This window comes from Chryseobacterium gregarium DSM 19109, assembly GCF_000430845.1.
GTDB classification, from domain to species: Bacteria; Bacteroidota; Bacteroidia; order Flavobacteriales; family Weeksellaceae; genus Chryseobacterium; species Chryseobacterium gregarium.
The window spans coordinates 18,032-41,449 of record NZ_AUMU01000006.1; the positions used below are offsets into that span (position 1 = coordinate 18,032).

At 41.1% G+C, this 23,418-nt stretch carries 18 protein-coding genes; 15 read left to right on the forward strand and 3 right to left on the reverse strand.

Going from position 1 to position 23,418, the window contains the following annotated elements; genetic code table 11:
- Nucleotides 1-36 precede the first annotated feature (36 nt).
- A complete protein-coding gene (locus H561_RS22165; protein ID WP_051349323.1) occupies nt 37-2,271 on the forward strand; it encodes a reprolysin-like metallopeptidase in 2,235 nt (744 codons plus the stop codon).
- A gap of 65 nt (nt 2,272-2,336) precedes the next feature.
- Here the strand turns inward: H561_RS22165 and H561_RS0106760 are convergent, their stop codons facing one another.
- Entirely contained in the window at nt 2,337-3,944 is a 1,608-nt protein-coding gene (locus tag H561_RS0106760) for a peptide chain release factor 3 (RefSeq protein ID WP_027386315.1), read from the reverse strand.
- Between the two features lie 196 nt (nt 3,945-4,140).
- On the opposite strand from H561_RS0106760, the gene H561_RS0106765 reads away from it, so the two are divergent.
- From H561_RS0106765 to H561_RS0106800, 8 genes are all read left to right on the forward strand, one after another.
- Nucleotides 4,141-4,971 carry a CPBP family intramembrane glutamic endopeptidase gene (locus H561_RS0106765; RefSeq protein WP_027386316.1) on the forward strand — a complete coding sequence of 277 codons (831 nt, stop codon included), beginning with the start codon at nt 4,141-4,143 and terminating at the stop codon, nt 4,969-4,971.
- A 40-nt stretch (nt 4,972-5,011) separates the two neighbouring features.
- Nucleotides 5,012-5,599, forward strand: coding sequence for an RdgB/HAM1 family non-canonical purine NTP pyrophosphatase (rdgB, locus tag H561_RS0106770; RefSeq protein ID WP_185095973.1), 588 nt, complete (start codon nt 5,012-5,014; stop codon nt 5,597-5,599).
- Nucleotides 5,600-5,721: 122 nt separating this feature from the next.
- Nucleotides 5,722-6,636, forward strand: coding sequence for a ribonuclease Z (locus H561_RS0106775; protein WP_027386318.1), 915 nt, complete (start codon nt 5,722-5,724; stop codon nt 6,634-6,636).
- 5 nt (nt 6,637-6,641) lie between these two features.
- Nucleotides 6,642-7,412: a TIGR02757 family protein gene (locus tag H561_RS0106780; protein ID WP_027386319.1), complete on the forward strand. Its 771-nt coding sequence runs from the start codon at nt 6,642-6,644 to the stop codon at nt 7,410-7,412.
- Between the two features lie 13 nt (nt 7,413-7,425).
- Complete coding sequence (locus H561_RS0106785) at nt 7,426-7,956, forward strand: DUF1003 domain-containing protein (RefSeq protein WP_027386320.1); 531 nt, start codon at nt 7,426-7,428, stop codon at nt 7,954-7,956.
- A gap of 204 nt (nt 7,957-8,160) precedes the next feature.
- The gene (locus tag H561_RS0106790; protein WP_027386321.1) at nt 8,161-10,536 is read left to right on the forward strand and encodes a T9SS C-terminal target domain-containing protein; all 2,376 of its coding nucleotides are present in this window, start codon (nt 8,161-8,163) and stop codon (nt 10,534-10,536) included.
- 156 nt (nt 10,537-10,692) lie between these two features.
- Complete coding sequence (locus H561_RS0106795; protein WP_027386322.1) at nt 10,693-14,283, forward strand: choice-of-anchor L domain-containing protein; 3,591 nt, start codon at nt 10,693-10,695, stop codon at nt 14,281-14,283.
- Nucleotides 14,284-14,399: 116 nt separating this feature from the next.
- Nucleotides 14,400-16,772 (forward strand): T9SS C-terminal target domain-containing protein, encoded by a 2,373-nt coding sequence (locus tag H561_RS0106800; RefSeq protein ID WP_027386323.1) that lies wholly within the window; start codon nt 14,400-14,402, stop codon nt 16,770-16,772.
- 190 nt (nt 16,773-16,962) lie between these two features.
- Here the strand turns inward: H561_RS0106800 and rsmA are convergent, their stop codons facing one another.
- Complete coding sequence (gene rsmA / locus H561_RS0106805; RefSeq protein ID WP_027386324.1) at nt 16,963-17,733, reverse strand: 16S rRNA (adenine(1518)-N(6)/adenine(1519)-N(6))-dimethyltransferase RsmA; 771 nt, start codon at nt 17,731-17,733, stop codon at nt 16,963-16,965.
- 91 nt (nt 17,734-17,824) lie between these two features.
- Here rsmA and H561_RS0106810 point away from each other — a divergent pair, with 91 nt between their 5' ends.
- From H561_RS0106810 to rluF, 6 genes are all read left to right on the forward strand, one after another.
- Nucleotides 17,825-18,724: a cell division protein FtsX gene (locus tag H561_RS0106810; RefSeq protein ID WP_027386325.1), complete on the forward strand. Its 900-nt coding sequence runs from the start codon at nt 17,825-17,827 to the stop codon at nt 18,722-18,724.
- A 2-nt stretch (nt 18,725-18,726) separates the two neighbouring features.
- Nucleotides 18,727-19,026: a DUF3098 domain-containing protein gene (locus H561_RS0106815; RefSeq protein WP_027386326.1), complete on the forward strand. Its 300-nt coding sequence runs from the start codon at nt 18,727-18,729 to the stop codon at nt 19,024-19,026.
- A gap of 93 nt (nt 19,027-19,119) precedes the next feature.
- Entirely contained in the window at nt 19,120-19,938 is an 819-nt protein-coding gene (locus H561_RS0106820; protein ID WP_027386327.1) for an undecaprenyl-diphosphate phosphatase, read from the forward strand.
- Between the two features lie 53 nt (nt 19,939-19,991).
- Nucleotides 19,992-20,696 (forward strand): tRNA pseudouridine(55) synthase TruB, encoded by a 705-nt coding sequence (gene truB, locus H561_RS0106825; protein WP_027386328.1) that lies wholly within the window; start codon nt 19,992-19,994, stop codon nt 20,694-20,696.
- A gap of 2 nt (nt 20,697-20,698) precedes the next feature.
- On the forward strand, nt 20,699-21,265 hold the full coding sequence (locus H561_RS23260) for a hypothetical protein (RefSeq protein ID WP_051349324.1): 567 nt from the start codon (nt 20,699-20,701) through the stop codon (nt 21,263-21,265).
- Nucleotides 21,265-21,987 carry a 23S rRNA pseudouridine(2604) synthase RluF gene (gene rluF, locus H561_RS0106835; protein WP_027386329.1) on the forward strand — a complete coding sequence of 241 codons (723 nt, stop codon included), beginning with the start codon at nt 21,265-21,267 and terminating at the stop codon, nt 21,985-21,987. The genes H561_RS23260 and rluF overlap by 1 nt, the downstream gene beginning before the upstream one ends.
- A gap of 40 nt (nt 21,988-22,027) precedes the next feature.
- Here the strand turns inward: rluF and H561_RS0106840 are convergent, their stop codons facing one another.
- Nucleotides 22,028-23,329, reverse strand: coding sequence for a helix-hairpin-helix domain-containing protein (locus H561_RS0106840; RefSeq protein WP_027386330.1), 1,302 nt, complete (start codon nt 23,327-23,329; stop codon nt 22,028-22,030).
- Nucleotides 23,330-23,418: the final 89 nt, after the last annotated feature.

Below are 23,418 nucleotides of genomic sequence, written 5' to 3' on the forward strand. Positions count from 1 at the left end.
TGAAAGGAAGTTGCAGCAAAAAATAAAAACATCAATATGAATATTAAAAAACTACTTTATCTGGGGATATTTATCTTATCCTTTTCTTTAGGCAAAGCGCAGGATTTTTTTACGGTGATCAGTGAAAGATCTATTAAGGCAGAGCCCGGAAACAGAACCGTTCGGCCCGAAAAGTTCCTTACCTATACTTTGGATGTGGCCGGAATGAAAAACTATTTTAGCTCAGTTCCTGAATTGAAGGATAATGATCCTAAAGATAAAGCGCCCATTATTGTGCTGCCTATGCCTGATGGAACGAAGGCTAAATTCAGAATCTGGAAATCTTCGGTAATGGCTCCGGAACTAGCTCAGCAATTTCCCCAGCTGGTTACCTTTACAGGACAGGGAATTGATGATCGGTATGCCACTCTAAAACTGGATTTTACGGAATTGGGTTTTCATGCCCAGATAAAATCGGTTGTAACGGGTGATTTATATATTGATCCGTATGTGAAAAATGCCATTGATAACTATATTATTTATAAGAAAACTGATTTAATTAATAAAAACCCTAGAGTCTGCGGAACGAAGGATGACGAGTCCGGATCGGAAAAAAAAAGCGTTCAAAAAACCGTCACTCCAAGCGTAGGTACCCAAATTAGGATTTTCCGCTTTGTTGTAGCCTGTACAGGCGAATATGCGCAGGCTGCTACGGGATTGGCTTCTCCTTCCGTTGCCCAAACCCTGTCAGCTATTGTTACCTCTGTAAACAGGGTCAATGGAGTATATGAACAAGAAGTAGCAGTAAGGCTTGTATTGGTTGCCAATGAAGCTTCCGTTATTTTTACAAATCCTGCTACAGATCCTTTTAACGGGAATGACGATGCAAACACCTTAATTGACGAAAGCCAGGACCAGATTGATGCAATCATCGGAACGGTTAATTATGATATAGGCCATACGTTCAGTACCGGCGGCGGCGGATTGGCTGGATTGGGCGTTATATGTAACAACTCGGGCAAAGCCAGCGGTATTACCGGCTCGCCAAACCCTGTCGGTGATCCTTATGATATTGATTATGTGGCACATGAAGTAGGGCATCAGTTTGGAGGTCCACATACTTTTAATGCGACGACAGTCAATTGCGGCGGCGGAAACCGTAGTGCCAATAATGCTGTAGAGCCCGGAAGCGGAATCACCATTATGGCTTACGCAGGAATCTGCGGCAATACAAATAATTTGGCTTCCAACAGTATTGCTATTTTCCATACCCGTTCATTTCAATCGATTACAGCAAAAGTTCAGTCGACAAGCTGCCAGGTGACAACGCCTGTTTCCAATACCGTTCCGGTTGTAAATGCGGGAAATAACTTTACGATCCCTAAAAGCACGCCGTTTAGATTAACAGGTACTGCAACAGATGCTGAAAACAGCGGATTGACTTACTGCTGGGAACAAAACGACACTGGTCCCGCAGGAAACTGGAATGCCCCGACCGGAAATGCTCCTCTGTTCAGATCATTTTTACCCGTAACCGTTCCTTACAGATATTTCCCGAAAATTACAGATGTGATCAATAACACAGTAACCAAAGGAGAAATTTTGCCATCATACGGAAGGACTATGGAATTCAGGTTGACAGTGAGGGATAATAATGCGGGTTGTGCAGGTGTTGCCAACGATGACGCATCGGTTACGGTTGACGGTAATTCAGGGCCGTTCACAGTAACGGCGCCTACTACAGCCGTAAACTGGACAGGAAATACCACTCAGACGATAACATGGAATGTTGCGAATACCACCACTGCTCCTGTTAACTGTGCCAACGTAAGTATTTTACTGTCTACGGATGGAGGTCTTACCTATCCGATTACTATCATTGCGTCCACTCCAAATGATGGTTCTGAATCGATTACCATTCCAAGTGTGGGGACAACGCAAGCCAGGATTATGGTGGCAGGGGTAGGAAATGTATTTTATAACATCAATCCTGTTAATTTTACCATTACCCAGGTATTGGCGGTTGATGAAGCAAATGGTAATAAAGATGTATTTGTTATATATCCTAATCCAAGCAAGGGACTTTTAAATATCAGATTCGGTAGACAAAATGATAGCTATGATGTTGCTGTCCATGATGTCAGCGGAAGATTGGTATTTAATAAAACGAATAATAAACTGGACCATGATAAAGTGGGTACGTTTAATTTAACGCACTTAATTAAAGGAGATTATCTGGTTACCGTTAAATCGAAGGATATAACTAAATCAATTAAATGGATTAAGGAATAAAAAACCGACAATCAGATAATTGCATAATAAAAGAGACCGTTTATATTGAACGGTCTCTTTTATTATTAAATCAAATCCTGATTTTGTTTAAATTCACTGATGAAATGCAGCTTCACATTCGGGAATTTTTCCTGGGTCATGTGAATCGTAAAAGACGAATCTGCCAGGAATACCAGTTGGTTGTATTTGTCTCTGGCCAGGAACCGCTGCTTCAATCTGGCAAACTCTTTAAATTCCTCTGATTTCTCGTCCGCTTCTATCCAGCAGGCTTTATGCATTGAAAGTGGCTCATATGTGCATTTTGCACCGTATTCATGCTCCAGGCGGTACTGGATTACCTCATACTGAAGCGCCCCCACCGTTCCGATAATTTTTCTGTTGTTCATTTCAAGCGTAAACAATTGCGCAACCCCTTCGTCCATCAGCTGGTCGATTCCTTTGGCCAGTTGTTTTGCTTTCAGCGGATCATTGTTGTTGATATACCTGAAATGTTCAGGAGAAAAGCTCGGCACTCCTTTAAAGCTCAGCTTTTCACCGCCCGTCAGCGTATCACCGATCCTGAAACTTCCCGTGTCATGAAGGCCTACGATATCCCCCGGGAAACTTTCGTCCACCACTTCCTTTTTATCCGCGAAGAATGCGTTCGGCGAAGAAAACTTCATTTTCTTGCCCTCTCTTACCAAAAGGTAATTTTCATTTCTCCTGAAGGTTCCGGAAACAATTTTCACGAAAGCCAGGCGGTCCCTGTGTTTAGGATCCATATTCGCATGGATTTTGAAAACAAAACCTGTAAAGGCATTCTCTTCAGGTTTTACCACGCGGGTAGCGCTTTCTTTCGGCTGAGGCATCGGAGCAATATCGATAAATGCATCCAGCAATTCACGCACCCCGAAATTATTCAGGGCAGAACCGAAGAAAACCGGCTGAAGATCACCTTTCATATAATCTTCACGGTTGAATTCAGGGTAAACCGACTGTACCAGGTCCAGTTCTTCCCTTAATGTACCGGCTGCTTTTTCACCGATCACTTCATCAATCGAAGGGTCGTTAATATCATCAAACTTAATCGCTTCTCCGACTTTCTGTTTTTTTTCTTCTAAAAATAACTGGATATTGTCTTCCCAGATATTATAAATCCCCTGGAAATCACTTCCCATCCCGATAGGCAGGGAAAGCGGACAAACGGTTAATCCTAATTTCTGTTCAACTTCATCCAGGAGATCGAAGGCATCCTTACCTTCACGGTCCAGCTTATTGATAAAAACCAGCATCGGGATATTTCTCATCCTGCATACCTGAACCAGTTTTTCCGTCTGTTCCTCAACCCCTTTTGCCACATCGATCACTACGATTACCGAATCAACAGCGGTTAACGTACGGTAAGTATCTTCTGCGAAATCTTTGTGTCCCGGAGTATCCAGGATGTTGATTTTGTGGCCTTTGTATTCAAAAGCCAGCACGGAAGTTGCTACGGAAATCCCTCTCTGTCTTTCAATTTCCATGAAATCGGAGGTGGCTCCTTTTTTTATTTTATTGGATTTTACCGCACCTGCTTCCTGAATTGCACCTCCGAAAAGCAGCAGCTTTTCTGTAAGGGTGGTTTTCCCGGCATCGGGGTGAGAGATAATCCCGAAAGTTTTTCTTTTCTCTATTTCTTTGATTAAGTCTGACATATCCTGTTTTGAACTTGCAAAAATCGTGATTTTTAATGGAAATTAAAAATCAAATTACCAGGAATGGAATTTCAGCTTCATCTTAAGTGTTTAAATACCATCTGTTCATGAGAAAGTTTAAACATTCGGCGATGACTTATTTACGGTCAGTCATTCAAAATACTTATCTTTGTTAGCATAATTTTAACTGGAAATAATGGAAAACAGCAGATATCCCAAGTTTACGTTTACATGGATCGGAGGTGTCGTTCTGTTGGCAGGACTGTTCGCCGGCACAATGGTTACATCATTTTTCAACGTTTTCTGGATGTTTACTTTCAAGGAGAACCTTCAATACAAGGATTGGTTCCTGATGGTTTCCAATGCAGCCGGATTTCTTACAGCGATCGCATTCTTTGATTTTTTTATTGTAAGAAGAACGACAGGGAAAAAGCTTAATTTCAATTTCTCCCCGACCAATTTTTATACCTATCTTTTGATTTTCCCCATGATGGCCGGTATGATGTTCATTGCTGAATTTATTGCGGCTCAGATTCCTACAACAGGGCCTTTTTTCGGGAAATATTATGAATTTTTCTCACAGCTGATGGAGCAGCTCACTGATAATACGGTAGTGATGATCATTACGGCAGTAATCTGTGCCCCGATCTTTGAGGAAATTATTTTCAGGGGAATTATTCAGAAAGGCCTTATCAATAAAGGCATGGAGCCGTGGAAAGCCATTGTTATAGCCTCTGTTATCTTCGGGCTGGTTCACGCAAATCCCTGGCAGTTTGTCGGGGCGGTTTTATTGGGCTGTGTTTTAGGGCTGGTGTATGAGAAAACCAAATCCCTGCTGTTGCCCATGCTGCTTCACGGTTTTAATAATTTATGTTCAACCTTATTGATTACCTATACCCAAAATGAAAGCTTTGCAGAAGCGTTTCAAGTTTCAGAATGGATAATACTGGTCGTGGGAATAGTGGTTTTTTCGCTGTTTTGCTATCTGTTTACGGTAAAAAATAAAGTGCATTATAAGGAGATGTAGAATCAGGGACTTTTGAGACCTGTTAAATAAAAATTTAAAAATGAAAACGGATATGGAATTATTGGTAGCCACACACAACATCCATAAAAAGGAAGAAATCCAGCAGATTCTGGGAGATCATTTTATAGTAAAGAGCCTTACCGATTATAATATTCATGAAGAAATTATAGAGGACGGAGATTCCTTTTATGCCAATGCTTTGATCAAAGCGAAATATTGTTTTGAAAAAACCGGTATTCCGAGTCTTGGGGACGACAGCGGTTTGGCAGTTAAATCTTTAGACGGGCGACCCGGTATTTTTTCTGCACGGTATGCCGGCGATCATGATTTTGCAAAGAACATTGAAAAAGTACTGAGCGAAATGAAGGATGTGGAAAACCGAAAGGCTTATTTTATTACCGTATTGTGCTACTATGATGAAAACGGGCCTCAATATTTTGAAGGAAGGGTTCACGGGAACATATTGACTGAAAATAAAGGGTTCAAAGGTTTCGGCTACGATCCTGTTTTTGTTCCTGAAGGATATGAAATGACTTTTGCAGAAATGAACCCTGAGGATAAAAATAAAATCAGCCACAGAAAACAGGCTCTGGATCTTTTCCTGGATTTTTTGAAAATAAAAGATTAGGAAACCGCAAAGTGGCAGAAAATTTGGATTAAGGTACTTTCAAACCGGATAAAAGTATAAGAAGGCCTTGCATTCAAGTTCAGATTTTCTGTCGTACATTTGTCTTTATAACAAACCTTGATTTGAGTACTTACTTAACGATATTAGGCTTTAATTCAGCGATTCCCACCATTAATTCTTCTCCTACCGCACAGTTTCTGGAAATGGAAGAAAGATCCTTTCTGATTGATTGCGGAGAGGGTACGCAGGTTCAGCTGAGAAAAGCAAAAGCAAAATTTTCCAGGATCAATCATATTTTTATTTCGCACCTTCACGGGGATCACTGTTTCGGTTTGCCGGGACTGATCGCTTCTTTCAGATTGCTCGGAAGGGATAATCCGCTTCATGTGTATGGCCCGAAAGGCATTAAAAAAATGCTAGAAACTATTTTTACCATTACGGAAACCCACCGCGGTTTTGAAGTGGTGTATCATGAGTTGGATAAAAAGGAGTCCGAAAAAATCTACGAAGACAACAGGGTAGAGGTTTATACCATTCCTCTAGACCACAGGATTTACTGCAACGGATATCTGTTTAAGGAAAAACCTAAAGACAGGCATTTGAATATGAATGAAATTGCCAAATACGATGAGATAGAAACCTGTGATTACCACAATATTAAAGCGGGAAAAGATTTTGTTTTGAGTGATGGCTATGTTCTTAAAAATGAAATTCTTACCACTGAGCCGGCCGCTCCCGTTTCTTATGCATTCTGCAGTGATACGAGATATCTGGAAAGTGTCATTCCCATTATTAAAAATGCAACCGTACTTTACCATGAGTCCACGTTTTTACATGACCTGAAGGAAATGGCGGATTACACCGGACACACCACAGCTTTAGAGGCAGCTGCCATTGCCCAAAAAGCTCAGGTCGGAAAACTTATTCTGGGGCATTTTTCCAACAGGTATGCAGATTTAACGGTATTTACGGATGAAGCCAGAACCGTTTTCCCTAATACTTTTTTACCGAAGGCGTTAGAAGGTGTGAAAATTTAAAAATGATGTTGAAGTTTGAAGAATTAAAAATATTCTTGGATGAAAAGGCCAATCAGTACAACCGTCCTGATTTCATTGAAAACGACCCGATCCAGATTCCGCACCGCTTTTCCCTGAAGCAGGATATTGAAATTGCAGGTTTTCTGGCAGCGACCATTTCGTGGGGCAACCGGAAAGCCATCATTAAATCGGCTGAAAAGATGCTTGAGGTTATGGGGAATTCTCCGTATGACTTTGTCATGAATTATTCTGAAAAAGATTTGCAGGAAATTCAGGGGAAGAGCATCCACAGGACTTTTAACGGTGAAGATTTTATTTATTTTATAAAGCAGTTCAATAAAATATATAAAGAAAATGAAAGCCTGGAAAATTTATTCACAGTAAATGATCCTGAAACCAATTTCCATCATGCCATCGAAAGGTTCAGGAGCCGGTTTTTAGGTACTGAAAAACATCGGAGCCATAAGCATGTAAGCTCACCGTATAAAAATTCTTCCACCAAAAGAATCATCATGTTTCTCCGATGGATGGTACGTAATGACAGGCGCGGGGTAGATTTCGGCCTCTGGGAAAATATAGACCCGAAGCATCTTTCCATTCCGCTGGATGTGCATACGGGAAATATTTCGAGGAAACTGGGCCTGATTTCCAGAACACAAAATGACTGGAAGACCGTAGAAGAACTGGATCTGGTGATCAGGAAACTGGATAAAGCAGATCCTGCAAAATATGATTTTGCCCTGTTCGGCTTAGGCGTAACAAAAGAAATAGTATAAAATAAAAACACCAATGAAAAAACAGGAAGATAAAATAGAGACTTTAGAAAAAATAGCCAATGGAATTACCTGGTGGATTGGCTCTATCCCGTCATTAATCGCCCATACCCTGTTTTTTATCATTTCGTTTTTACTGCCTCTGCTTCATCTTGTCGAATTTGATAAAATGCTGCTGATCCTTACCACAGTCGTTTCTCTTGAGGCTATTTACCTTGCTATTTTCATCCAGATGTCCGTAAATAAAAGCCACGAAAAAATTGAAGATATCCAGGAGGATATTGAAGACATTCAGGAAGATATCGAAGAGATCAGTGAAGACATTGAGGAAATCAGTGAAGATATTGAAGAAATCACCGAGGATATTGAAGATATCCAGGAGGATATCGAAGAAATCAATGAAGAGGAAGATGATGAAGACCACAGCGAGAGAGCAAAAAATGTGATGCTTAAAAGTAATGTGAGCTCCAATAAAAATGAAATAAAGGCTTTAAAAGATAAAATTGAAGAACTTCAGAATAAAATTGAGGAGCTTAAAAGCGAATGATGATGAAATGGTCTTGTTATCTTACCTGAATTAATAAATAATTCACAAATGGAGTTGTTTTTTTATTTAGTCTTTTTCCTTTAGCCAGATATATTATCTGTTATTCGTAAATATTCAGAATAAATGAAATTTTTCATATGAATATCCGTCATTTTTATTTAATTCTAATCTAGAATTTAGTATTTTTGGACAAACAATAAAAAAATGTTAAATTATAGACTGAAAAACTATTTCTTTTTTTTAGTATTACTATTGATTTCAGGGTCGGCATCCGCACAAAATGCTTCCAGAAAAAACGGTAAAGTAAAACTGACATCTGAAAGTATGAAAGCCGGGGCATTTATTGATGTAAATGCTGCATCTTATCCCGAATCCAGCCTTAATATCCAGCAGCTTTTACAGCAGGTCCTTATTAACGGACAGTCCAGTTGTGCGACACCCAGTGTAACGAATGTAACGGTAAGTCCTAATCAACCGGTAACTGATAATGACCGTTTTTGGGGATATTTCAATAAAGCAACCACAAATTTCCCTTTTGCCAACGGGATTGTTTTAACAACAGGTTATGCCAGGGAAGCCGGTAATGCAGCAATATCCGAAAATTTACACGGAACAATTTCAGATAACGGAGACGCCGATCTTGCGGCAGCGACCAGTACCAATATCAATAATCAGAATGATGCCGTAGCATTGGAGTTTGATTTTGTACCGAATTCCAATCAGGTAAAGTTTAATTATATATTCGCCTCGGAAGAATATACACTCGGATACCCGTGTAATTATTCAGATGCATTTGCTTTGTTAATCAAGCCGGTGGCCGGTGGCCCTTATGCGAATGTGGCCATACTTCCCGGAACTGCAGGCGCTGTAAGTGTTACGAATATACGTCCGGCTAATCAGTTTGATGGTAGCACGCTTTCTTGTGGGGCTTTAAATCCTACTTATTTTGCAGGATACAATACAACGAGTATCGAAACCAATTTTAACGGGAGGGTAGTGCCTTTAACGGCAATTGCTGATGTAACTCCCGGAGTTGCCTACCATTTTAAAATGGTATTGGCCGATTATAATGACCAGACCTTGGATTCTGCTGTATTCCTTGAAGGGGGATCTTTTGATATCGGAATTAAAATTGTAGATGCCAACGGCGTAGTTCTGCCGGATACGGTAAATATGTGCGACAATACGCCTCAGGTTTTAACAGCATTGCTTACGGTGGCTCCCGGAATGACTTTCCAATGGTTTAAAGACGGAGCGGCTATCAATGGTGCAACCAGTGTTTCCTATACAGCTACTTCGCCGGGTGCATATGAAGTGAAAGTTGCCGTTCCAGGAAATCAGTGTCCTGCATCAGCCGTGATCACGATTGTAGGAGGAACAACCCCTCCTGCTCAGAATGCTACGTTGAAGCTTTGTACAACCCCTTCTGTTTCGACATTTAATTTAAATGATGCCACTCCTTTAATTACTACTGCAACCACAGCGGTAGTGCATTATTATGTAAACCAGGCTGATGCTGTTGCGCAAAATAACAATTACCTTAGTACAACAGCATTAAGCAGCTATAACGGTACAGACGGGCAGATTCTTTATGTTGTGGTTTCCAACGGGGCTTTTTGCAGTAAAATGGTTACGTTAACTTTAAGAAAAGAAGCAACTCCCATAGCACAGCTTACTGCGACAAAAGTGAAAATCTGTGTAGGTGAATCCACTACTTTAACTGCTGCCAACGGAGTGACATACCAATGGACAGGAGTGCCGGGAACCGGTGCTGTACATACTGTTTCACCAACACAAACAACTACATATTCCGTATATGCCATCGGAGCACAGGGGTGTAAATCTTTACAGCCTGCCTCTCTTACAGTGGAAGTTGTACCGGCAATTACATCAAATCTTTCCGGGGGGATGATCTGCCAGGGTGATGTGATTACATTGAATGCCAGTGCTGGTCCGAACTATACTTACTTATGGAATACAGGAGATACGTCACAAACGATATCCGTAGGAACACCTGGGGCTTATTCGGTGACGATTAATAACGGAGTTTGTTCAAAAGTATTTACCACACAGGTTGTTCAGGCTGTTATACCTGAAATCATTAATGTGAACTATAATGAAAACGGAACTATGGTTATCACGGCAAGTAACCCAAGCAACGGACCGCTGGAATATTCAATAGACAACGGTTTAACGTGGCAGAATTCCAATACATTCTCAAATGTGCCGAGAAATATTGTTGTATCCATTAGAGTAAGGGTGAAAAATACCAGCTGTGTTGGGTTCCTGGAATATTTTACCTTTATTATGCAGAATGTTATCACACCGAACGGGGATAATATTAATGATATGATCGATTTCAGAGGAATTATTAAGAATAAAGACTTTAAAGCCTCTGTTTTTGACCGTTACGGAAAAGAAGTGTATAAAGCCAGCAGTCTGCAGCCGTATTGGGACGGGTATTTCCAGGGGAAACGACTGCCTACCGCATCTTACTGGTATCAGATAACTTTTGAAGATCCGGCCAGTAAAAAGCCTGCCTTGAAAACAGGTTGGATATTGCTTAAGAATATAGAGTAAGAAAATTTAAATATCATCAATAAAGGCCGGCAGTTTGTCGGCCTTTTTGTTTTTAATACAATTGAAACTGATATTTCTGTAACGGAATGGATTGTATAAGTGATAATGTAATCATTCAATCAAAAAAAATAGTATTTTTGTTTAAAATAATATAAAATGTTAAATACGAGGACAAAAAGTATATTTTTGGCTTTATTTTTAGTTTTTGCAGGATGCTTTGTATTTGCTCAGGACAGACAGAGCAAAGGCATTGTTAGAAAACCTGCAGCTGAAAGTATGAAAGCGGGTGCTTTTATCGATGTGAATGCGGCTGGATATCCGGAATCAAGTTTCAGCATCACGCAGTTGGTTAAAGATGTTCTGATCAGTGGCGGATCCACGTGTTCCGCAGCCAACGTAAGCAACGTCGTTGTTTCTCCCAATTTAACGGTTACCGATCAAAACCGAAGCTGGGGCTATTTTAATAAAGCGACGACCAATTTCCCTTTTGCCAAAGGTATTGTCCTGACAACCGGATATGCAAGAAAAACAGGGAACAATCTGCAGGGAACTTTAAGTGACCCTCTTCCTACTACCGGCGATGTTGATTTAGCGGTTGCGTTAAATGTTAACAATACAAACTTGAAAGATGCAACCTATATAGAATTTGATTTTGTACCGGCTTCTACAAAAGTTTCATTCCGGTATTTATTTGCCTCCAAAGAATATCAAAGCAATTTTACCTGTAATATTTCCGACGGTTTCGCCTTATTGCTGAAAAAAGTAGGGGATCCTTATACGAATCTCGCCCTTCTTCCAGGAGGAGCAGGACCTGTAAGTGTTACCAATATAATCCCTGCCAACTTACCTTGCGGACCACAAAACGTGCAGTATTTCGCAGGAATCAATAACCCTCAGATACAGACTAATTTTGATGGTCGTACGATTCCTCTGACGGCAACAGCAACCGTAATCCCGGGGGAGACCTACCATTTTAAAATGGTGTTGGCCGATTACCAGGATTCAAACTTTGATTCGGCTGTTTTCCTTGAGGCTGGGTCTTTTGATATCGGGGTTCAGCTTTTAAATCCTGCCGGGGTGGCACTTCCTTCATCGATCAATGTATGTGATAATGCACCTCAGACTTTTACGGCTTCAGTTCAGAGTGCCGGAGCTACCTATCAGTGGTTGTTAGGAAGTACCCCTATTCCGGGAGCTACGAATGCTTCCTATACAGCGACTCAGCCGGGTGTTTATACCGTTCAGGTATTTTTACCGGGAAATACATGTCCCGGAACAGCTTCCATAACAGTGGTCGGGGGAACTTCGCCCACGGTTCAGGATACCACCCTTACCACCTGCTATACCCAGGGAAATGCTACGTTTAATTTAACATCAGCGCAACCGGCAATCAGTTCAACTTCGGGAGCAACCTTTGCCTATTATATCAATCAGGCAGATGCTTTGGCAGGAAATGCCAATACCATTGCCACTCCGACTGCTTTTCCAAGCCCGGGACAGACCGTATATGTTTTAGTGAAAAGCGGATTCTGTTCTAAGGTTGCTGAATTGCAGTTGATAAAAGCACCTCAGATTACGGCTGCTATTGCGCCTCCGGGTGTTTTAACCTGTACAAATTCACAAATAACACTGAATGCTTCTGCTTCTGTTTTTCCTGCCGGAGCAACATTCAGCTGGACAACTACAGGGGGAAATATTGTTTCAGGAGCCAATACATTAAACCCTGTCATCAATGCAGGGGGAGTGTACACTTTAACCATCTCAAGCATTTATCAGCCCGGAAATTTGACATGTACGGGAACAGCCAGTGTTACGGTTACAGGAGACAGTGCTCCTCCAACTACAGGTTTAACAGCTTCAAAAATATCAATCTGTTCAGGAGAATCCGTAACTTTAACAGCTTCCGGTGGCACGACCTACAACTGGGCCGGTTTACCGGGAACCGGAAATACCCAGACTGTTTCACCAACAGCTACAACTACCTACACGGTAACAGCTGTAGGAGCAAATGGTTGTGTTTCTCAAACTGCAGCAACCATTATAATTCAGGTATCCCAACCGATCACGGTACAGAATGCTACTTTGTTTAAATGTTACCAGACAGGCGGCATTAACTATAATTTAACGGAAGCCGAGCCGCAGATTACTTCTGCAGCAGGGGTTACTTTTGCCTATTATTTAAATGTGGCTGATGCCAATGCCGGAAATTCCAATACTATCGCTGCTCCTGCATCATTTAACAGTGCAGGCGGGCAGACCATTTATGTGCTGGTTTCAAACGGGGGATGTAAATATGTTGTGACCTTACAGTTACTGTCAACACCGGCTACGACATTGACGATTGCTCCTCCGCAACAGATTACCTGTAATACACCGAATATTACCTTAAATGCTTCTGCATCTGTAATCCCTGCAGGTTCTTCCATTGCATGGACGACCACCGGCGGAACGATTGTATCGGGAGCCAATACCCTAACTCCTGTCGTTAATGCGGGAGGCGTTTATACCCTGACGGTAACCAATGTTAATCAACCCGGGAACTTAAACTGTTCATATACCGCAAACGTTACGGTAACTCAGAATACAACACTTCCGGTAGCCACCGTAACCGCCCCTGTTTTACAGATCTGTTCGGGAGAATCGGTTACCTTAACGGCTTCCGGCGGAGTAAGCTACAATTGGGGTGGCGGCCTCCCGGGAAATGGAAATACCCAGGTGGTTTCTCCATCACAGACCACAACCTATTCAGTATATGCAGTAGGGGCTAATGGCTGTGTTTCGGCAAATCCTGCTACTATTACCATTGTTGTGGGACCTCCCGTAGCCGTGTTGGCAGCATCAAAATCCAAAATCTGTGCAGGAGAGTCTGTGACATTGACTGCATCAGGCGGTGTTACATATGAATGGGTAGGTTTACCCGGAAATGGAAATACTCAAGTTGTAAGCCCTACAACCACCACAATATATTCAGTATTTGCCTTAGGCGGAAACGGATGTAAAGTGTTAAATCCTACTTCAATTACTATTGAGGTCGTACCAGCCATTGTTTCAACATTACAGGATGTCTATGTATGCGCAGGAGACTTCGGCGTTTTAGATGCAGGAGCTGCACCATCCGGCCCAACTTATACTTATGTTTGGAGTACAGGGGCCACAACCCAGACCATCTCTGTCAATACACCGGGAACCTATTCAGTAACCATCAGCAACGGAACCTGTTCTAAGGTATTTTCTGCGCAGCTGATCAATCCTGCATTGCCGCAGTTCACAAATGTAGTCTATGACAATCATGTACTGACATTATCCACAACAAATCCGGGCGGAGGCATATTGGAATATTCCATAGACGGAGGTGTTACATGGCAATCTTCCAACATATTCTATAATATTCTGGATAATACCAATTATAATCTCCTGGTAAGGGCAAAAGGGGCAAAATGCAGCACTTCCTTAACTTACTTTACCTTTATCGTCATCAATGCGATTACGCCTAACTCGGATGGTAAAAATGATATGGTAGACTTTACGGGAATCAGCAAGTATAATAATTTTGCAGCTTCTATTTTTGACCGGTATGGTCAGGAAGTATTCAAGGCCGGGAAAAATGAGACATCCTGGAACGGCCTGCTGAGGGGAAGCATTGTACTTCCGACAGCTACCTACTGGTACAGGGTGCAGTGGGAAAACCCGGCAAGTAAAAAACTCGAACTCAGAAGCGGCTGGATTTTATTAAAAAACAGAAATTAACTTTACCTTATTAAAACCTCTCAATCTGGGAGGTTTTTTACTTTTTCTGCATAAAAAGGGTAAATATTTATAGGGGATTTGTAAAAAAAAATTAAATTTGTTGAAACAAAAATATTATGAAGAGATATCTACTGTTATTTTCCTTATTAATGGCCTCCTCGCCGAGTCTCTTTTACGCACAAAAAATTACACCACGAAAACTTCAAAAAGAAAAAGCATCTGCTGCTACCATGAAAGCGGGAGCGTTTATTGACGTTAATGCACCGGGATATGCACCATCGGCTTTTGATCCTTTACAGTTGGTTAAAGATGTATTAATATCATCAGGCACCAATTCATGTGTGACACCCAACGTATCGAATGTTCAGGTAAGCCCGAATCTTCCTGCAACCAGTGCCAACAGATCTTGGGGGTATTTTCACAAAGGAACTACCAATTTTCCCTTCACCGATGGAATTGTTTTAGCAACAGGCTATGTGAACAAGGCCGGTAACAATTTTATCAGCTCAACGCTTGGAGATGCTTTACAGTCGGGAAGTGATCCTGATCTTGTAGCGGCAACCAGCCCGGCAACCAATATCAATGATGCAGTTATTTTAGAATTTGACTTCGTACCGACTTCAAGCCAGGTAAAATTCAATTATTTATTTGCTTCAGAAGAATATACAGGATTCTTTCCCTGCAGTTTCTCTGATGCTTTTGCCTTATTGCTGAAACCTACTTCAGGCGGACCTTATGTAAATATGGCAATTGTGCCGACACCGGGAACAGGCCCTGTGAGTGTGACAAATATTCACCCTCAAAATAGTGACAGTGGATTTGATATGGGATGCGGTGCTCCCAATGTAGCATTTTTCAGCGGGTATAATTCTGCAAATATTGAAACCAATTTTAACGGGAGAACAATTCCTTTTACTGCCACGGCAACGGTGACTCCCGGGCAGTCTTATCATTTCAAAATGGTATTGGGCGATGCATCGGATACAAGCTTCGATTCTGCCGTTTTCCTAGAAGGAGGGTCTTTCAACATCGGTGTTGAATTATTAGATCCTTCGGGCGGTACTTTACCGGAAGAAATTAATGTCTGTGATAACGTACCCCAAGTGATTACAGCCTCAGTAAGCGACCCGAATATGAATTACCAGTGGTACTTCAACGGAGTGGCCGTTCTGGGAGCTACAACGCCTACTATAACCGCTACACAGCCGGGGAACTATGAGATTCAGGTGATGTTTCCGGGGAATCCCTGCCCCGGAAAAGCAAATATTAAAATCAACGGGGGGACAACACCTTCAGCAGTGGATGCATCATTGCTTCTGTGCACTACGCCTGATATCACCTGGTTTGACTTAAGTGATGCAATACCGTCGATCAGTACGACTCCGGGTGCCATCTTCCATTTTTATGTAGATCAGGCTGATGCCATCGCTCAGAATGATGATTACATTCAGGATATTTTGCATTTCAACGGAAATGACGGTCAGACGCTATATGTCGTTGTTTCGAACGGAGGTTTCTGCAGCAAGATGATAGAACTGGATTTATCAAAAGAAGCGACCCCTGTAGCAAGCGTAGTAGCTTCAAAAATAAAGGTATGCCCGGGAGAGACGGTAAACTTTACCGCTACAGGAGGCACAACGTATGAATGGGCTAATTTTTCGGGTACAGGAAACACCCAGTCAGCCACAGTAACTCAGACCACCACTTTTTCAGTATATGCTTTGGGACCGAAAGGATGCAAATCATTACAGCCTGCTAAAATAACTGTGGAGGTTGTTCCGGAACTTACTTCTCCCTTAATGGATGTAGAAATGTGCGAAGGAGACCGGGTAACCCTTGATGCAGGAGCCGGACCTAATTATACTTATTTATGGAGCACGGGTGCTATTACTCAGACCATCAATGTAGACCAATGGGGCATTTATACCGTAACGATTAAAAACGGATATTGTGAAAGAACGTTCACCGCTAAGGTGATGGGTGCAGCATCTCCGTTTGTAACGCATGTAGATTACAGTAATAACACATTAACAATAACGGCAGAAGTTCCTATGATCAACAATATTCCGCAGACGGCAGAATATTCTGTTGACGGAGGGATCTCATGGCAACCGTCGAATGTGTTTACCGGTCTTCAGAACAATGCCACATACCAGATCCAGGTAAGAACGGTAGGGACCCACTGTGTCGGAGCACTGGAATTCTTTACCCTGCATTTGGCCAATGTCATCACTCCGAATCAGGATGGAATCAATGATACATTGGACCTTACGGCTCTGGCAGCATTCAGCAACTTTACGGGATCCGTTTATGACCGGTATGGTTCGGAAATCTTCAGATTCTCAAAAGAGAACCCTATCTGGGACGGAACATTGGTAGGCAGAAGATTGTCAACAGCAACTTACTGGTATAAATTCAATTTCCAGTATCCTAAATCAAAAGCCAATATGAGCCAGTCCGGCTGGATCATGCTTAAGAACAGAGAATAATACTAATTGATAATGCAATTTTAAAAGCCCTTCAGTTTTCTGAAGGGCTTTTGTTTTGATCATATTTGTTTTTAGAACTTATGTAAGATTATAGTCAAGACATTGAAAACAGATTACAAAAATCTCAGTTTTTTACTTTCTGACCGCTGAATTTCTTAATGACTAATGGAAAAATCTTTTAAAAGCGATATTACTGATTCTCTTTCCAAAGCTGTGTAAAAGAAATGAAGTCAGAAACACTCAGCTCTTCCGCTCTTTTATCCATAAACTCATGATCTTTCAAGGCTTCGGGGATCTGTAAAATCTTTAAGGCATTGGAAAGTTTTTTTCTTCTCTGATTAAACCCGGCCTTTACAATCTGTTTGAATAACACTTCATTTCCTGCCAGTCCTTCTTTTGGATTTCTTGTCAGTCTGATCACCCCTGACTTTACTTTCGGCGGCGGATTGAATACGTTCTCATGAACGGTAAACAGGTAGGTAGTATCATAATATGCCTGGATCAAAACGGTCAGGATGCCATAGTTTTTCGTCCTCGGAACGGCGGCAGTTCTTTCGGCAACTTCCTTCTGGAACATGCCTACCATTTCAGGGATAAGCTCATAATAATCCACGATCTTAAACAGGATCTGTGAAGAAATATTATAGGGGAAATTCCCGATAATGGCGATCTGCTCTCCATGGGTAAACTGAAAATCCTGTTTTAAAAAATCGCCTACGAAACTTTCTTCCGTTATTTCAGGGTAATTTTTTTTCAGGTATTCAATAGACTCATTATCGATTTCTGCAAGATGGATATGCTGGTCTTTATCCAGCAGGTATTTGGTCAGGACACCCATTCCGGGGCCTACTTCCATGGTATTACGGTAGCCTTCCAGACTTAGGCCTTCTACAATATTCTTTGCGATGTTTTCATCCGTCAGAAAGTGCTGACCAAGATGCTTTTTTGCTTTTACACTCAATATCTTTATGATTTTATTAACAGTGATTTTCTCTTTTTCGTTCCCAAATTTCGGAAGTTTTTTTCTATTTTAGCCAAAAATTTTAATATTAATGGCTAAATCTGTAGATGAGTTCAATAAGAAAAGGCTGAGGTCTAGCAATATTACAGTAGTAATAAGTATTGCCTTAGTGTTATTTTTGCTAGGATTAATGGGACTTATCCTGATTAATGCCCAGAAATATTCCGATTATATCAAGGAACAGCTTGTGGTAAATGCGTATTTTGACGAAAACTATGATGCAAAAGATTCCGTAAAGATCGCTAAAATGGAAGCTGAGGTATACAAAGAAATCCAGACATTGGCTCCTGTAAAGAAAGCCACGTATATTACAAGGGAAATGGCATCACAGGAAGCGAAAAAAAGCATGGGGATCGATACGGATGCGCTTTTCGAAGAAAATATCTTCCCTTCATCCATAGAGATTGCCCTTAAACCCGAATATGTAGATCCTGCGAAAATTGATGGAGCTCTGAAGGTAATCAAGGCCGTTCCGGGCGTTATTGATGTAAAAAATGACAGTACCTTAATGGTAGATGTTTACAATAACCTGAGCAGAATCCTTAAATGGATCTTAGGGTTTTCTGTATTATTTTTAATCCTGGCGGTGGTACTGATCAATAATTCCATCCGCCTGAAGATATTCTCCAAAAGATTTATCATTAAAACCATGCAGTTGGTAGGGGCAAAAAGAAGATTCATTCTTAAACCCTTCATCATAGAGGCCGTTATTCTGGGCGCTATCGGTTCCGGAATAGGGCTTTTGGCTTTATTCGGCGTGTGGTACTATTTTACGAGCCAGATAGGATCTGCTTTCGTACAGGATACCAATCAATATTTCTGGCTGGTCTTGCTGATCATCGGGATAGGTATTTTTATTACCGTTCTCAGTACAATTGTGGCAACCTGGAGGTTCTTGAGATCAAATGTTGACGACTTATACTATTCTTAACAATGAGCAAAAAAACAAATAAATTTTCCGCTGACAGCTTCGGAAAACATACGACTGAAGTTCCGAAGGAAAACACGTTTTATTTCGGAAAACAAAACTTTAAGTGGATGCTGATCGGTTTTGCATGCATCGTAGTGGGTTTCCTTCTTATGATGGGCCCTGATGCCAATACGGTAGACGGAAAATTTGATCCGAATTCTTGGAATGACGGTATTTTTTCCATCCGCAGAATCAGAATTGCGCCGATGTTCGTGGTGCTGGGTTTTGCAATTGAAGTGTACGCGATTTTAAAAAGAAAATAATCAATACAATTTTTTAGAGATTAAGAAATTCGGAAGTTTAGAATATACAGTCTAAGTTTCCCGATTTCTTAATCTTTATTTTTATACATCATTATGGATTTATTCAAAGCAATACTTATTGCCATTATCGAAGGCCTTACAGAATATCTTCCCATTTCTTCCACAGCGCATATGGGTTTTACAGCCAGCCTGCTGGGATTGCCGGAAGATGAATTTTTGAAGATGTTTCAGGTTTCCATTCAGTTTGGGGCCATACTTTCGGTAGTGGTAGCCTACTGGAAAAAGTTCTTTGATTTAAAAAACATACAGTTTTATTTCAAGCTGGCTTTCGCGGTTATTCCGGCTTTGGTACTGGGATACCTATTCGACGATACCATTGAAGCGGTTCTGGGGAATCAAATTGCTATTTCTTCCGTTTTGGTTCTTGGTGGAGTCGTCCTGTTATTTGCAGACCAATGGTTCAAAAATCCGAAGATTGATGATGAAAAGGGCGTTACGATAAAAAAAGCGGTTACCATCGGTTTCTGGCAGTGTTTGGCTATGATGCCCGGAACCAGCAGGAGTGCTGCATCCATTATCGGCGGAATGTCTCAGGGCCTTACGAGAAAAGCCGCTGCAGAGTTTTCGTTTTTTCTGGCTGTTCCTACGATGCTGGCCGTTACGGTGTATTCGGTTTTCGTGAAAACCTGGGGAAAGGGGACCGGAAATCCACAGAAAGGATATGAAATGATCATGGCATCGCAGGACCACATTACTATTTTTATTGTAGGCAATGTGGTAGCATTTATCGTAGCGTTGATTGCCATCAAAGCATTTATCGGAATTCTTAATAAATATGGTTTCAGACCCTGGGGATGGTACCGTATTTTCGTAGGGGTGGCTTTACTGATCTACTTCTATTTTTTCAAATAAATTTATTAAATTATAAGTATTCAATTACTTATCAACCCATCACTCATCAATTCATGACAGCTGAAGAACTGCAATCGGGACACCTATTTTTACTGGACAAACCTTTGGATTGGACCTCTTTTCAGGCGGTCAATAAAATGAAATATAAGCTCAGGAGAGAATTTGACCTTCCTAAAAAATTCAAAATCGGACATGCCGGAACACTGGATCCCAGGGCAACCGGACTTTTAATCGTTTGCTGCGGAAAGTTTACTAAAAAAATCCCTGAAATTCAGGATGCTCCCAAAGAATACTGGACCGAGATCAAAATCGGGGCACAGACCGAATCTTATGATACGGAAAAACAGGAAATCCTTCATCAGGATATTTCTCATATCACAGAAGATCAGATTAAAACAGCGCTTGAAAAATTTATCGGGGAAATTGACCAAACACCGCCTGTTTTTTCTGCCATTAAAATTGACGGTAAAAGGGCCTATGATCTGGCAAGGGCCGGAACCGAAGTGGAAATGAAATCCCGCAAAACAACAATTCTTTATATTAATGATATTACCGTTGCGCCGCCGTTCATAAGTTTTACGGTAGGCTGCTCCAAAGGAACCTATATCCGAAGTCTGGCCCATGACATCGGGCAGGAGCTGGGCGTGGGTGCTTACCTGATCCAGTTAAGAAGGACAAAAATCGGAGAGTACACCATTGAAGATGCTACCGCGGATTTCCTGGAAAATGACTTCAGATTTGAAAACGATAAAAATTGAAAATGAAAAAAATATTTTTACTGATGTTTTTCTGCAGCTCCCTGGTCTTTTTCTCACAGCAGGCAACAAAGCCGATGATGGGATTTTATTTTAATCCGTCAGCACATGTCGGATTCAATTTAGCCAGAGAAAAAGAAGTTCCGAATACAACCCAATACATTCAGCCTCAGCCCCCGAAAAAGCTTACCTATGGAGTGACTGCTATCGGAGGGTATCATTTTCTTCCGAATTTTGCTTTGGGAGGCGGCTTCAGATACAGTTTTATAGAGAATAATTATCATTTGGTCTATGCTGTCATACAACCTAAGATTATTTTTAATCCGGGAGACCGTCCGTTTTTCATTGAGCTGAATTATGGCAAACAGCTTAATAATGCGGTTGTTTCCGATTCTGAATTCTGGGGAGCCAGGCTGGGAATCCAGGTGTCTTATTCCAAAAGGCTGAGTCAGGAAGGCGGCGTGGTTCTGGAAGGCTATAAATTAGGTGGGGTCAATCCTTTTTTTATCGGACTGAGCTACGGAATTACTATTTTCAGCAATAAAAATTATACCGGTTACGGAGAAGATTAATGGAAAAAACACGGATTAACAAATATTTATCGGAAGCAGGGTACTGCTCCAGAAGGGCAGCAGACAAACTGCTGGAGGAGGGGAGAATCACCATCAACGGAACAGTTCCGGAAATGGGAACGAAAGTTTCAGATGAAGATGTCATAGAAGTGGACGGGAAACCCATCCGCGACCCGGAAGAAAAGCATGTATACATTGCTTTCAATAAGCCTGTAGGTGTTGTATGTACGACCGACATCAAGCGTGAACAAAATAATATCATTGAGTATATTAACCATCCAAAAAGAATCTTTCCGGTCGGAAGACTGGATAAGCCGAGTGAAGGGCTGATTCTTCTAACCAGCGACGGTGATATCGTAAACAAGATTCTACGCTCAAGAAACAACCACGGTAAAGAGTATATTGTAAGAGTGGACAAACCGATCACTCCGAAATTTCTGGATAAGATGAGGAATGGCATCCCGATTTTAGATACGGTCACCAAAAAATGTGAAGTGGAAAAAATTGATGAAATGAATTTCCGGATTGTACTGACCCAGGGACTGAACCGCCAGATCCGCAGGATGTGCGAATACCTAGGCTATGAAGTGAAAAAACTGAAACGCATCCGGGTTCTGAATATCAAACTAGACCTTCCTGTTGGAAAATGGCGGGACCTTACCGAAGAAGAGCTTGCCGCTTTGAATAAAATGCTGGAAGGCTCAAGCAAAACCTTTAACTGAGAGGAACAACCTTGTCAGGGTTCTAAACCCTGACAAGGTTTCATTTTAAATACAGTTTCATTCTCGCTTCATATTCCGGCTTTACTTTCAGCAACTTCCAGATTTTCCTTTCATCTTTTTCGCTTAGGCGGTAAAAAATAATTTTATCGGCGGAATATTTAAAATAAGGATGATTTTTCAGCCATTCTTCCGGGGCCTCTGTTAACGTATATTTCGGGACATCAGCCGTATTCAATGGTGCTGTGGATAGCAGTTTTTTGACCAGTTCAATATCAATATTGTAAGTGGTCAGGATCTGTTCTTTATTAACAAACCCACCCAGCTTTTTCCTGAACCCGATTATAGAACCCGCGCTCCTTTCATCCAGACCGAATTCCAGAAGCTGCTTAAACGTAATGGTATTAAGATCTGTTTTTGAAAAATCCGTTTTTTCCTGTTGGATTTCAGCTTTCTGAACATTGTTACTCCTGCTGGCAGTGGATGGATTCAGTTGTATATACGGTTTCAGTTCCTCAAACTTTTCAGTAGAAATCACAAAGCATTTCTGAATATCTTCCAGGTTTTTAAAGCTGCCTTTCAGGTTCCGGTCCCTGTAATTGACAATAGTCTGCGCCTGTTTATCGGAAAATCCAAAAGATTTCCATCCGTCAAGGTCTGTTGTATTGGGATCAAATGCATGATACTGAACCTTTGTTTTTTTCGATTCGAAAGATTTTGAATACTTTCTGAAGGTGTTAGGCGTTTTTTCCGGGAGTATCAGATAAGGGGCAAGCATTTTATAATTTTCTTCATTAATGATAAAACATTCCTTAAACTTTTCTTTGCTTACAAAACTTCCTCCCAGGAAACTTTTATATTTTAAAATTGCTGAGGCCTGTCGTTCACTGAAGCCCATTTTCATCCAGTCATTTTCAGTATAATCATCAGGATTGAATGTTCCGGGAATGGTGATCGATGTTTTCCGGAAGGCTTTAAAATTCTTCGATTTAGCTTCCTTATTGGTTTCCGGAAGCATAATAAACGTCTTAAGTTCACCGAATTTTTCTTCCGAAACCGCAAAACATTTTTTGAACTGCTCTTTGGAAATAAACTTTCCGCCGACAATCTTTTTATAATTAAGGATGGTTGCCGTCTGCTTTTCGGTAAATCCTAAGTTCTGCCATTGTTTTTCATCCAGTTCATTCGGGTCGAATTCTGTAAGAGATAACAGAACAGGGCTGGACGTTATAAATTTCACTTCGGAAAAATCTTCTTTTTCCGTACCGGTATAATTTTGAAAGGCAAAGAGAATGACCAGAATCATTCCCATAAAGGCCAGCTTTTGGTAATAGATCTTTTTCATTGCCTAAACTTAATCATTTTATAAAATATTAAGCAATAAGTCAACAGTAATTGAATTATTTCAATCTATACATTCAGTTTAAATACTTT

What these genes read in the sequence shown, in the direction of transcription:
- H561_RS23260 (WP_051349324.1), top strand. Translation starts at nt 20,699, where the DNA reads ATGAAAAAAATATTTTTACTGATGTTTTTCTGCAGCTCCCTGGTCTTT.
- H561_RS22165 (WP_051349323.1), top strand. Translation starts at nt 37, where the DNA reads ATGAATATTAAAAAACTACTTTATCTGGGGATATTTATCTTATCCTTT.
- rdgB (WP_185095973.1), top strand. Translation starts at nt 5,012, where the DNA reads ATGAAAACGGATATGGAATTATTGGTAGCCACACACAACATCCATAAA.
- H561_RS0106810 (WP_027386325.1), top strand. Translation starts at nt 17,825, where the DNA reads ATGGCTAAATCTGTAGATGAGTTCAATAAGAAAAGGCTGAGGTCTAGC.
- H561_RS0106760 (WP_027386315.1), bottom strand. Translation starts at nt 3,944, where the DNA reads ATGTCAGACTTAATCAAAGAAATAGAGAAAAGAAAAACTTTCGGGATT.
- H561_RS0106795 (WP_027386322.1), top strand. Translation starts at nt 10,693, where the DNA reads ATGTTAAATACGAGGACAAAAAGTATATTTTTGGCTTTATTTTTAGTT.
- truB (WP_027386328.1), top strand. Translation starts at nt 19,992, where the DNA reads ATGACAGCTGAAGAACTGCAATCGGGACACCTATTTTTACTGGACAAA.
- H561_RS0106790 (WP_027386321.1), top strand. Translation starts at nt 8,161, where the DNA reads ATGTTAAATTATAGACTGAAAAACTATTTCTTTTTTTTAGTATTACTA.
- H561_RS0106780 (WP_027386319.1), top strand. Translation starts at nt 6,642, where the DNA reads ATGTTGAAGTTTGAAGAATTAAAAATATTCTTGGATGAAAAGGCCAAT.
- H561_RS0106820 (WP_027386327.1), top strand. Translation starts at nt 19,120, where the DNA reads ATGGATTTATTCAAAGCAATACTTATTGCCATTATCGAAGGCCTTACA.
- H561_RS0106765 (WP_027386316.1), top strand. Translation starts at nt 4,141, where the DNA reads ATGGAAAACAGCAGATATCCCAAGTTTACGTTTACATGGATCGGAGGT.
- rluF (WP_027386329.1), top strand. Translation starts at nt 21,265, where the DNA reads ATGGAAAAAACACGGATTAACAAATATTTATCGGAAGCAGGGTACTGC.
- H561_RS0106840 (WP_027386330.1), bottom strand. Translation starts at nt 23,329, where the DNA reads ATGAAAAAGATCTATTACCAAAAGCTGGCCTTTATGGGAATGATTCTG.
- H561_RS0106815 (WP_027386326.1), top strand. Translation starts at nt 18,727, where the DNA reads ATGAGCAAAAAAACAAATAAATTTTCCGCTGACAGCTTCGGAAAACAT.
- H561_RS0106800 (WP_027386323.1), top strand. Translation starts at nt 14,400, where the DNA reads ATGAAGAGATATCTACTGTTATTTTCCTTATTAATGGCCTCCTCGCCG.
- H561_RS0106785 (WP_027386320.1), top strand. Translation starts at nt 7,426, where the DNA reads ATGAAAAAACAGGAAGATAAAATAGAGACTTTAGAAAAAATAGCCAAT.